Genomic DNA, 12,434 nt, shown 5'->3' on the forward strand with positions numbered 1-12,434 from the left:
TCCGTCTGGGTTGGATTTATAAAAACACAAACAGCCATGGCCGACACCCAGTATAACCAAGTGGGAAACCCTACTCGCAGCGGCGGCACGCCGGCCCCTTGGCTGTCTTTGGTAATGGCTGTCACGGTATTCATCCCCACCCTGCACGCCACGCCCGAAGTGCAGTCAGACAGTCCGCGCGAGCGCCTGCCTTTCAACAGAGGATGGCTGTTTTCCCGCAACGACCCACCAGACGCAGGGGACGCCCTTGTTTATGAACGCATCAAGGATTGGCTGCTCCCGTGTGGAGACCACCTGCTCAACCTTTCACCCCGGCGTCACTCCCCACTCGGCACCGGTCCCGGCGAAATGCGCGTCGTCGGCATTTCATACACGCTCGCCGATTACGACGACTCCCGCTGGCGCAAGCTAAATCTTCCACACGACTGGGGCATCGAAGGGCCGTTTCATCCCGATCTCACCGGCAAAACCGCCAAGCTCCCGTGGTTCGGCGTCGCCTGGTATCGAAAACATTTCGCCCTGCCCGCCATCGATACGGGGCGCCACGTTTATCTCGACCTCGACGGCGCCATGGCCTACGCGACCGTGTGGATAAACGGCATTTTTGCCGGCGGCTGGCCCTATGGCTACACATCCTGGCGAGTAGACCTCACGCCTTATATAAAATTCGGCGGGGAAAACACCCTTGCTATCCGCCTCGACAATCCTCGCGAATCCTCGCGGTGGTATCCAGGCGGAGGCATTTATAGAAACGTCTGGCTCGTCAAGACAGCCCCTGTGCATATCGCGCAATGGGGCGTGCGCGTCACTACACCCGTTATCACAAACGACTCCGCCGTGGTGAATGTCGCGGTTACGATTGACAACAAGACCGGCAATAAATCCGAGACCAATGTCATTACGAAGATATATCAGGCCGACCACGCCGGCTTGCCCGTTGGCCAAGCCATTCTGCAAAGCTCGTCTGTGACCGCCCGGATCGAGGCGGGGGAACAGGCATGGGTCTCGCATTCCCTTGTCGTCCCATCCCCCCGGCTCTGGAGCCTCGAAACGCGCAACCGCTACGTTGCCGAAACCGACATCACCCGGGACAGTGCAATCATCGATCGCGTGCGCACCCCCTTCGGCATCCGCGCAATCCAGCATACTGCGGGCAACGGTTTCCTGCTTAATGGGAAACGCGTGCCCATTCGCGGCGTGTGCATGCATCACGATCTTGGCGCGCTAGGCACGGCGATCAACTTTCGTGCAATGGAGCGCCAACTCGAAATTCTGCATGAGATGGGCTGCAATGCCATCCGTACCAGCCATAATCCCCCCGCACCCGAATTGCTCGAACTCTGTGATCGCATGGGTTTTCTTGTGCAGGCCGAGGCATTTGATTGCTGGGCATCCGGCAAAGTTCGAGATGACTACAGCCGCCTCTTCCCCGACTGGCACGAGAAGGACTTGCGCTCAATGGTGCGACGCGATCGCAATCACCCATGCGTCATCCAGTGGAGCATCGGCAACGAAATCCGCGAGCAAGGTTCGTCCGGCGGCCGGAAACTCGCCGCGCACCTAGCCGGTATCGTGCGTGAGGATGACCGTTCCCGTCCCGTCGTCGCCGGCTTCAATCTGATACAATCCGGCTACAACGGCATGATGACAGCAGCCGATATTGTAGGCTATAATTACAAGCCGTTTGAATATTCAAAAATACACCGGACGCACCCGCAGTATCCCATCCTCGGCACAGAGACCGCCTCCACGATCAGCTCGCGCGGTGAATATGTATTTCCGGTCTCCGAGAACAAATTGGACGGACGCAACAAAAGCACCTATCAAGTCAGCTCGTATGATTTATACGCGCCCAAATGGGGCTCCACCCCCGACACCGAGTGGCGGGCGCAGGACGAAAATCCAAGCGTGATGGGTGAATTTGTTTGGACTGGTTTCGATTATCTCGGCGAACCCACGCCCTACAATAGCGACACTACCAATCTGCTCAACTTTGCCACCGCCGCCGAGAGCGCGCAGGCGGCAAAGGAGCTAGACGGGCTCGCCAAGGTGCGTGCTCCGTCACGCAGTTCCTATTTCGGTATTGTCGACCTCGCCGGCTTTCCAAAAGACCGGTATTATTTATATCAATCCCGTTGGCGCCCCGGCTTGCCCATGGCGCATATTCTGCCGCACTGGAATTGGCCCGGCCGCGAGGGACAGATCACGCCTGTTCATGTGTACTCATCCGGCGACGAAGCGGAATTGTTCTTGAATGGCAACTCGCTTGGCCGCAAAAAACGTGGAGCTTTTGAATACCGGTTCCGCTGGGACGACGTTGTATATTCACCGGGTGAGTTGAAAGTCGCCGTCTGGAAAAATGGGAAACCGTGGACGGAGACCGTGCGCAAGACCACAGGCTCCGCCGCGAAACTCCTACTAACGCCCGACCGCGCGCAACTCCGCGCGGACGGGGCCGATTTGGTCTTTGTCACTGTGACCGTCGCCGACAAAGACGGACTGCCTGTCCCGCGGGCTCAAAACTCCATCCGATTCAGTGTGACCGGCCCTGCTGAAATCGCCGCCGTGGACAATGGCGATGCCACCAGCTTCGCGCCGTTTCAAGGCAGTGAACGCGCCGCCTACAACGGATTCGCTCTTGTCATCTCGCGCACCAAGCCGGACAAATCGGGCATCCTCGTCCTCCGTGCCGAATCGGACGGACTGGAGCCGGCAGCAATCGAGTTAAGCAGTAAATAAGCATTCCGCGCCACCTGTTTGTTATTAACCAGTATTACAATATCATGAAATCGCCTGCTTCTTCCATCAGAACTACCATTGGCCTCGCATTCGCCATCGTGCTGTCAGGTCTCGCTCCCACCTCCGCCGGCGGTTGGCCCCCGGGGGTTGTTTTCAAGGACAACTTCGACCAGCTCCCGTCCGGGGTGCTGCTCGGTGTCGTCGGCGCGGAGGCTGAGTATCATTACATCCAGGCCACCTCGCCGACAGCCGGCTGGGCGGTCTCGACCTATCGCTCCGAAGTGGAATGGCAGCGCGCTTGGCGCGGCATCGAGGTGGATGGCCGTCGCATGGTGGGACAGTTTATGAAAAACACCAAATACGCCGATGTACATCCCATGCTCGCCGCCGGCAATCCGCTTTGGCAGGACTACACGGCAAATGTCCGTTTCATGCCGCACGCCACGGATGGAATCAGCGGCGTGGTGTTTCGCTACCAGACCGACCGCCGCAACTACATGCTCGTGGTTGAAAAGGACAAGGCGATTATAAAACTCGTCAAAGACGGTGCCGGCTTCCGCGTGCCCTTCGAAAAGATACTGGCGGAAAAACCGTTCCCTTATAAAATCGATAAGTATATAAACGCCGTCATCAGTGTCAACGGCGATAGAATCCGAGCGACCCTCAACGACAACACCGTGCTCGAGGCGGTCGATGCCACTTTCCCGCGCGGAGGCATCGCGCTCGTCGCCGACGTGCCTGCGACTTTCGCCGAAGTCACGGTGACGATGACTCCGGAAGGCAAGGATCTGCTTGAGGCTGCCCAGGCAACCAAGGACGCCGACGAATGCGAGCTCCAGGCGAACAATCCGAAACCGATGGTCTGGAGAAAAATACAAATCGGAAACTTTGGCATTGGCCGCAATTTTCGCTTCGGTGACTTGAACGGCGACGGGCGGAAGGAAATCGTCATCGCCCAAGTCAAACACCATGGACCCAAGGACGCCAACGCCGAGATCAGCTGCATCACCGCCATTAATCTCGACGGAGAAATTCTCTGGCAGGTGGGCGAACCCGATCCATGGAACAGCCATCTGAGCAACGATGTCGCGTTTCAGATTCATGACATCGACGGCGACGGGCGCAACGAGGTGATTTATACCATGGGGCAGCGCATCATCGTCGCCGATGGCGCAACCGGTAAGGAAAAATACAGCGCCGCCACGCCGGAACGCCCGCTCGTGTCGCCTAAAATCAAGCGTCCGCCGCCGCATAATAAATGGTTTCCACGCATTCTTGGGGATTCGATTGCGTTTTGCGATGTGCGCGGCACCGGACGCAACGCCGATATTTTGATAAAAGACCGCTATACGAGTTTCTGGATTTTTGACGATAAACTCAACCTGCTCTGGAGCGCCCAATGCGTGACCGGGCATTATCCATTTCCTTGCGATATCGATGGCGATGGCAAGGATGAGATTGCCATCGGTTACTCACTCTACGATCATGACGGGAAGCTGCTCTGGACGCTCGACGACAAGCTGAAGGACCACGACGACGGACTGGCCGTGTTCAAGATGCACCCCGACGACAAGGAGATGTCCATCTTCATCGCTGCCAGCGACGAGGGCGTGGTCATCACCGACCTGAAGGGAAATATTCTGAGACATCACTATATAGGCCATGTGCAGAATCCCGGCGTCGCCGATTTCCGCCCTGATTTGCCGGGACTGGAAACCGTGACCGTCAATTTTTGGGGCAATCAGGGGATTATACATTTTTTCGACTCCAAAGGTGAGATTTATCATGTCATGGAGCCGTTCCAGCACGGCAGCGTGTGCCTCCCGGTCAACTGGACCGGAAAGCCCGGCGAATTTGTCATGCTTTCGGCCAACCATGAGGACGGCGGCCTCTTCGACGGCTGGGGCCGGCGAGTCGTCCGTCTTCCCGCCGACGGGCATCCGGACCTGTGCTATCACGCCCTCGACCTAACCGGTGACTGCCGCGACGAGATCGTGGTGTGGGACTTGAATGAAATCTGGATTTACACGCAGGACGACAATCCCAAGCAAGGCGGGCTCTACCAACCCGTCCGCCCAGGCTGGCTATCCAACGATTCCAACTACCGCGCCTATTTCTCACTGCCGCCCGGCTCCAATGTGAAACCATACAGAATCGACAAGGGACAATAATTAATTTCCGCATGATTACCTTCGTGGACCGCAGGCATCATGTCCGCAGTTCGCATTTTTTGCCTGAAATTCAACCCTCCGATATGAACCGCCGCTCCTTTCTTAAAACCCTCGCCGTCTCCTCCGCCGCCGCCACGTTTCCATCCATCGTCCGCGCCCAGGCACTCGGTCTCGGCGACACGACCGCGCCGTCGGTCCGTCTTAACATCGGCTGTATCGGCACCGGCATCCAGGGACGCGCCAACCTAACCAACGCCCTTGCCAATTCATCTGTCCGCGTCGTGGCCGTGTGCGATGTGGATAAAAAACACCGCGAACAGGCGCACCGCATGGTTGAGGAGACTTACGCCAGGGAAAAACGCTCCGGCACCTATAAAGGTTGCGCCGAATATGACGACATGCGCGAACTCCTGGCGCGCCCCGACATCGACGCCGTGCTCATCGCCACACCGGAGCACTGGCACGCGCTCAATGTCATTTATGCCGCGCGCGCCGGAAAACATATTTATTGCGAGAAACCCGCTGGTGCCTCCATTCCCGAGACACGCGCCATGCTTAACGCCGTGCAATTCGCCGGCGTGGTCTGCCAGATTGGCAGCCAGCAGCGATCCAGCACCGACTTTCTGCGCGTCATCGACCTGACGCGCGGCGGCTACCTTGGCGCGATCAAACGCGTGCGAGTCGGCCTCCCCTCCGATATGAACAAGCGTCCAGCGCAGGCCGTTCCGGGCATGCCCGAGCCTGTCCCTCCGGAGCTTGACTATGAAACATGGCTCGGACCGGCCGGGCCCCTTCCCTACTGCAAGGCTCGCGTTCATTACAACTGGCGATGGAACTTTGCCTTTGGCGGCGGCCGCCTGACCGACTGGGTCGGCCACCATTTCGATTCAGCCGCTCTCGCCATGCGTGTAAGCAACATGATGCCCATCGCGATCCGCGAGGCAAAGGCGCGCTTCCTCGACGATAGCCCGTTATATAATACCGCCGCCGATTACTCATTCGAAGCCCATTACGCAAACGGCATTGTCATCGAGGTCAGCTCCGCGCTCCGCGAGGGCGTGCATATCGACGGCTCCGAGGGCTCGGTTTATGTCAACCGGGGCATTGTGGAATACAGCGCTCCGCACCTGCGTCGCATACAAATCCCCACGCAAAGGCTCTCCCTCTCGCAAAGCGGTCCGCGCGGCCATATGAACGACTTTGTCGAATGCGCGCTCAGCGGTGCGAGGCCGCGCGCCCCGATGAGCGATGCACATTGCGTGACCGCTGCCGCGCATCTCGCAAACGTCGCCTTCCGCGCCGGGCGCCGCGAACTCCGCTTTGATCCGGTCGTCGAGCAACTCGTGGACGCGCCCGATGCTGTCCGCTATTTCCAGCGCACCATGCGCGCTCCGTGGACGCTTGATGCGTGACGAGCCGCCCAAGCTTATTTCTGATTTATTCTCAATTTATATAAACTCCCGCCATGCGTCCTATTGTATATTTTATACTATTTTCCGTTTTTTTATTTATAGCCGGCCAGCCTCCCTCGCCAGCCGCCGCTGCCAACAATAACACCGACGTCCTGCTCGCCGACATCGCCCGTTACGACTACGGCCAGCCGCTCGCGCCATTGATCGCCTGCGAGCAGCAACTCCACGCCGCTTCCCCGTCACAACGCGCCGCCAGCGAAGCAGAGATGCTTGAGCTGCTCGGCGCCCCCGGCACCACCACCGCCTCGCAGCGCGTCTTCATCGACTGGCTCGGCGCAATTGGCTCGGACAAGTGCGCGCCTGCGCTTGCTCGCCTCGCTGCCGCGCCGGACCTGACCTTCAACGTATGCCGCGCGCTCGCCGCGATACCCGGCACCGCCGCAGAGAAGGCCGTCATTGCACTCCTCGACAGTCCCTCCCGCCCCGTGCGCCTCGCTGCCATCAACGCACTCGGCCAACGCCGCGCCGAGGACGCCGTGCCCGCACTCACCCGTTTCATCGATGGCGAAGACACCGGGCTCGCCAACGCCGCCCTTGAGTCCATCGCCGCCGTGGGCACGTTTTACGCCGTCGAGGCACTGCGCGTGTATCCCATTCCCGGGCCGCACGAGCTTCCACGTGCCCGGGCCCTGCTTGCAGCCACCGCCAATGCCGTCAACCGCACTCCTCCTGACCAGATGGTCGCCGCGCAAATCTACGCCGGGCAAATCTGCAATGAGACTCTTCGCGCCGTTGAAACGACAGCCGGTAAAATCGAGGCCGCCCGGGCCCTTGTCACGCTAAGCGACCGCGCGGCCAGCGACGACCTGCTCCCCCTGCTTGCCGATCCCAATCCTCGCTTGCGTGCCGCCGTTGCGGGCAGCCTCGCCGCTTCACCGCAACCCGCCGCAGTGAAAATGGCGCTGGCTCATTTCTCCAGGCTCCCGACCGACACGCAGCTCGCCATGCTGGCCTCCATCACCGGCAGCCGCAATGCCGCCGCTCTTCCCATTGTCGAAACCGCCCTTGCCTCCGGCATCTCCGAGCTCCGCACAGCCGCCATTGCCGCTGCGGCAGCGTGCGGTGGCGATTCACTCATTCCCACGCTTGTCCATGCTCTTGGCTCCGCGGACAAGAACACAGCACTCGCGGCTCAATACGCGCTCCAGGAATTTTCATCAAACAATACAGACGCACTCCTCCTTGCCCGCCTCTCCTGCTCCAATGAAACCACACTCCGCGCCCGCCTTCTCGCCGTCCTCGCCGCGCGACAGGAACGCGAGGTGTTTGCTCGCGCGGTCGAATGGACATCCTCGCCCACCGCGCAACTCCGAGCCGCCGCCTTTGCAGCCATCGCCCGCCTTATCCGCCCCGGCGATCTGGTCATCGTGCTGCCACTCGCATCCAACATCGAATCAGCGACCGATCGCCGTGAATGGACGCAGGCGCTGTTTGCCGCCGTCGCCTCCGAGTCGGACGCCGCCACGGCCGCGAAGCTGCTCGCCGGACGACTCTCGGACCGTGGCACACCTGAACGCGCCGCGATCATCGGTGCGCTCACGGTGATTTCCGCCCCTGCCGCTACGGACACTTTGAAATCCATGCTTTCCTCGCCCGACGCCACCGTCCGGAAAGAAACCATCCGGGCGCTCTCCGCCGCGCGCACACCCGACGCTTATGGACTCTTGCTCAAGACCGCCACCACCGCTCCCGCGCCCTCCGAGCAAGTTCTCGCGCTCATCGGAGCCATCGCGACCCTTGAAAAACTCACCATGCCGTCCGCCGCCAAAGTCGCAGAATATCGCAAAACGTGGGACCTCGCCACCCGCAGCGAGGAGCGGCAGACCATCGTCGCCGCAGTGCGTAAAATCCGCCACCGCACGGCCTCCGCATTCTTAAAGGAAATCGCGCCGGAATAAAAAACAGCGAGGAATCATGAAAAAAAACAAGATACACCTAATCGCCATTGGTCTGCTGGCTGGTTCGATGATCAGCCTGGCTTCGGCGCAGACGGCGGAATTGCGTAAAATATCGCTCGCGGAATACCGCGACAAAATGAAAGCAGGCTGGGTTGGCCAGATCGCCGGGGTCTGCTGGGGCGGTCCCACCGAGTTCAAATGGAAAGCCGCCGTCATCCCTGCGGAAAAAATGCCCGCATGGAAGCCGGAAATGATCAACAACGCCTTCAAGCAGGACGATCTTTATGTGGAAATGACGTTTCTGCGCAGCATGGAGGAGCACGGTTTCGACGTTTCCCAGCGGCAGGCGGGGATCGATTTTGCCAACAGCGGTTACAAGCTCTGGCATGCCAACCGGGAAGGCCGCAAAAACCTGCGGTGCGGCATTGCCCCGCCGGATTGCTCGCATCCGCAATTCAATGCCCATGCCGACGATATTGACTATCAAATCGAGGCCGATTTCTCCGGCTTGATCGCGCCGGGGATGCCGGGGGCCGTTATTGAGCTTGGCGACAAATTCGGGCGGCTGATGAATTACGGCGACGGCGTTTATGGCGGGGTGTTTATTGGCGCCATGTATGCGGCGGCCTTTTTTGAAAACGACGTGGAAAAAATCATTGCAACCGCGCTCCAGTCCATTCCGGCGGACTCCCAGTATGCCGAAATGGTGCGCGACATGCTGCAATGGCACCGGGAGGAGCCCGGCGACTGGGAAAAAACGTGGCGGAAGGTGGAGAAAAAATACCAAGACAATCCGCGTTACCGGCGGGTGTCCTGCGACACGAGTGAATACAACATAGATGCCAAAATCAACGGCGCGTATGTTTTGATGGGATTGCTTTACGGCGAAGACGATCCGGACAAGACCATCATTATTTCCACGAGGTGCGGCCAGGATTCCGACTGCAACCCGTCCAGCGCGGCCGGCGTGCTGTTCACCACACTCGGTTTCGCCAGACTTCCGGCGCGATTTACCGAAAAGTTGGATGAAAGCCGGGAGTTTTCCCACACAGCGTATAATTTCCCTCTGTTGGTGAATGTTTGCGAAAAACTCGCCCGGCAGGCGGTGGTCGGGGCCGGCGGTCATATTGAGAAAGATGCCGCGGGGGAAGAATTCTTTATCATTCCGATTCAAAAACCGCAGCCCGGCCCAGCCCTGAAAAGCTGGATGCCCGGGCCGCCGGCCAATTCCCGTTACACCTCCGCCGAGCGCGCTCAGATCAAATACAGCGAGTTTCTTACCATGCAGGATGCGGTCTCCCATTGGTGTCCCGGCTGGATCATCGCCGATTGCGGTCTGCAAATGAACTCGGGCATGCAGGAGGAGTTCCAAGGCAGACGGAACATCCTTCTGACGCATCCGAAGGCTCGCGACGTGCCGTGCGTTTTGAGCCGCGAAGTAATCCTCCCCGAGGGGAAAACCACCCGGCTGTTGCTTTCAATCACTCATGCCCGGAATGGCGGCGACTGGGATTTGGTTGTGAGGGTCAACCAAAAGGAATTGCTCAGGCAAACCATAGGAGGGGACAAAAAACCGGCATGGATCGACCTCGCGGTTGATCTTTCCTCGTATGCCGGTAAAAAAATCCAAATCGAACTCCTGAACCAGTCCAACGACTGGAAGAGGGAGGCCGCTTACTGGTCGCGCATTGAGATCGAGAGCCGGTGATGAATTCTGCCTGGATATGCCGAATGGGGTGACATCGATAAAATCAGAGGCGGCCAGCGATTTCGTGCAATCCTGTTCTTGCTGTGCCCCAGTGCCTCCCAAGCAAAGCCAGCATGAGGCAATACACCGGTTGGATTAGCGGATACCGTCATCTAATTTCATTATATTTCATTGGTTATACAATAATTCATTGTCTTCGATTAAATTTGCTGGACACGTGACCGTGTTCTTGTTTCATCCTTAGTTTAACACGTGTCCGCGTTTTAATTTTACCTCCCAAGAATCTCGGATCATCACCCCTGTCTTTTATCCCCTCCCGTCGCTTACCCGTGTGTGGTCCGTTCCCCTTATTTCCCACGCGTGCCCGTTATTTTTCACTCGGCTATCATTTCATCCCGATAATTTCATCACCATGATCTCCCCATCAAACACCACCAGCGCCCTCGACACGCCGCCGTGCGACATCGACCGTCGCACCTTCGTGAAAACAGTCTCCACCGCCACCATCGGATTTGCCGCTGGCGGCTCCGTACTCGGTGCGGCGACTGCCGCGGCCCCCTCCGGCGCTCTGGTCACGGCCACTGGTCCGCGCCGCCGCTATGCCATCGTCGGCTGCGGCAGCCGACACCGCATGTATCTCACCGCCATTCTTGAGAACTATAAACACATCGCCGAACTCGTCGGCGTATGCGACATGAACGAGGGCCGCGCGAAACGCTCGCAAAAAGTCGCTGAGAAAGCCGGCGTGAAAATCAAGGCCTATTATCCCTCCGCGCCCAACCCACGGACGCCGGACTTCGACCGCATCATCCCGGAATTCGAAACCATGATCCGGGAGACCAGGCCCGACATCGTCATCGTCACCACGGTGGACACCGCGCACGACCTCTACTTGGTCCGTGCGATGGAGCTTGGCTGCGACACCATCACGGAAAAGCCGATGACCATCACCGCCGAGAAATGCCAGCGCATCCTCGACACGCAAAAGCGCACCGGCAAAAAAGTCCGCGTCACCTTCAACTACCGCTACTCCCCGCCACGCACCCAGGTGAAGGACATCCTCATGTCCGGCGAGATCGGCGAGATCCTCTCCGTCGATTTCCAATGGCTGCTCAACACCCGCCACGGCACCGACTATTTCCGCCGCTGGCACAGCAACAAGAAAAACTCCGGCGGCCTCATGCTGCACAAGGCCACGCACCATTTCGACCTCGTCAACTGGTGGCTCAGCGCCTCCCCCGTCTCGGTCACCGCCGTCGGCAAGCGCGAATTCTACACGCCCGAAATGATCCGGCGCATGGGGCTGAGCGGCCCCCACGAACGCTGCATGACCTGCCCCGAGGGGAAACAATGCGGCTTCTACATCGACATGCCGAACAGCTCCGGCCTCAAATCCCTCTACCTTGACAACGAAAAATACGACGGCTATATGCGCGATCGTTGTGTGTTCCGGCCCGATATCGACATCGAGGACACGATGAACGTCGTCGTGAAATACGACACTGGCCCCACGCTTAACTACACTCTCAATGCCTTCAATGCGTGGGAAGGCTACCAGATCGCCTTCAACGGCACGCAGGGACGCCTTGAACACTCCATCGTCGAGGCAATGTATGTGAATGGCGCCGATAGCGACGATGCGCAGGGTGCGATCAAGGCCGGCGGCACAAAAATCCGCGTCATCCCTCTGCGCGACAGCGCCCGCGACATCAAGCCTTGGAAAGGCACCGGCAGCCACGGTGGCGGCGACACCGTCATGCTTGATGACATTTTCCTGCCCAATCCTCCCGCCGACAAATACCAGCGCAATTCCGACGAGCGTGGCGGCGCGGCCTCCATCCTCATCGGCGCGGCAGCCAACATCAGTTTTGTCACTGGCAAGACTGTCCACATGTCCGACATGGTCAAAAACTTCCTGCGCCCCGACTACCCTCGTATGCCCTCGCACGCCACCCCCGTGCCCATGCCGCGCCAGCTCAAGGATAATGTCCTCAATCGCCCCAATCCTGTCGAAGAAACTAATAAAAAAACATAACAAATTGATTATAATATAAGTTACGAAATATAACTATTTTAGTAAACTTATTTTGTTGCTATCCCTATCATTTATGTAGGAATAAGATTTAATTTTCTCAATAAAATACAACAATCTAATTATCAATTAGATGTAATTCAAACGGTCACCATGACTTTGATTCCATCGCCCCCTCCCTACTACACGCAGCCCGTCGGCAAGACATCCCGGCAAGGGCTTTGGCGATGCTCATTTGCTCTGGTCACACTTCTGGGAACCGCCTTTGGCAACTCATTTTACGCTCTCTGCCTGTTTGATGATCCGCAATCGATTCCGCTGGCACATCCATCTAGGCGATTCAACACGGCGTTGTTCTCCTTCCCCAACACCACTGGTGAAATCGGTTAGCAGACAGCCGTTCGTCACTTTTCT

6 protein-coding genes are annotated in these 12,434 nt (G+C 58.4%); all 6 read left to right on the plus strand.

Going from position 1 to position 12,434, the window contains the following annotated elements:
• Positions 1–36 precede the first annotated feature (36 nt).
• Positions 37–2,739, plus strand: a complete 2,703-nt coding sequence (gene galB, locus OH491_RS03880) for a beta-galactosidase GalB (protein ID WP_084441919.1) — start codon at positions 37–39, stop codon at positions 2,737–2,739.
• Between the two features lie 44 nt (positions 2,740–2,783).
• Positions 2,784–4,910, plus strand: a complete 2,127-nt coding sequence (locus OH491_RS03885; protein ID WP_068769248.1) for a hypothetical protein — start codon at positions 2,784–2,786, stop codon at positions 4,908–4,910.
• Positions 4,911–4,993: 83 nt separating this feature from the next.
• Positions 4,994–6,322: a Gfo/Idh/MocA family oxidoreductase gene (locus tag OH491_RS03890; RefSeq protein WP_334319118.1), complete on the plus strand. Its 1,329-nt coding sequence runs from the start codon at positions 4,994–4,996 to the stop codon at positions 6,320–6,322.
• 53 nt (positions 6,323–6,375) lie between these two features.
• Positions 6,376–8,280, plus strand: coding sequence for a HEAT repeat domain-containing protein (locus OH491_RS03895; protein WP_068769246.1), 1,905 nt, complete (start codon positions 6,376–6,378; stop codon positions 8,278–8,280).
• 16 nt (positions 8,281–8,296) lie between these two features.
• On the plus strand, positions 8,297–9,988 hold the full coding sequence (locus OH491_RS03900; protein WP_068769245.1) for an ADP-ribosylglycohydrolase family protein: 1,692 nt from the start codon (positions 8,297–8,299) through the stop codon (positions 9,986–9,988).
• A 412-nt stretch (positions 9,989–10,400) separates the two neighbouring features.
• Positions 10,401–12,023 carry a Gfo/Idh/MocA family protein gene (locus OH491_RS03905; RefSeq protein ID WP_068769244.1) on the plus strand — a complete coding sequence of 541 codons (1,623 nt, stop codon included), beginning with the start codon at positions 10,401–10,403 and terminating at the stop codon, positions 12,021–12,023.
• The last annotated feature ends 411 nt before the right edge of the window (positions 12,024–12,434 follow it).

The organism is Termitidicoccus mucosus (assembly GCF_038725785.1).
Lineage (GTDB): Bacteria > Verrucomicrobiota > Verrucomicrobiia > Opitutales > Opitutaceae > Termitidicoccus > Termitidicoccus mucosus.

Excerpts from the sequence above, each read along its gene's own strand:
- OH491_RS03905 (WP_068769244.1), top strand. The coding sequence starts at position 10,401 with ATGATCTCCCCATCAAACACCACCAGCGCCCTCGACACGCCGCCGTGC.
- OH491_RS03900 (WP_068769245.1), top strand. The coding sequence starts at position 8,297 with ATGAAAAAAAACAAGATACACCTAATCGCCATTGGTCTGCTGGCTGGT.
- OH491_RS03885 (WP_068769248.1), top strand. The coding sequence starts at position 2,784 with ATGAAATCGCCTGCTTCTTCCATCAGAACTACCATTGGCCTCGCATTC.
- OH491_RS03890 (WP_334319118.1), top strand. The coding sequence starts at position 4,994 with ATGAACCGCCGCTCCTTTCTTAAAACCCTCGCCGTCTCCTCCGCCGCC.
- galB (WP_084441919.1), top strand. The coding sequence starts at position 37 with ATGGCCGACACCCAGTATAACCAAGTGGGAAACCCTACTCGCAGCGGC.
- OH491_RS03895 (WP_068769246.1), top strand. The coding sequence starts at position 6,376 with ATGCGTCCTATTGTATATTTTATACTATTTTCCGTTTTTTTATTTATA.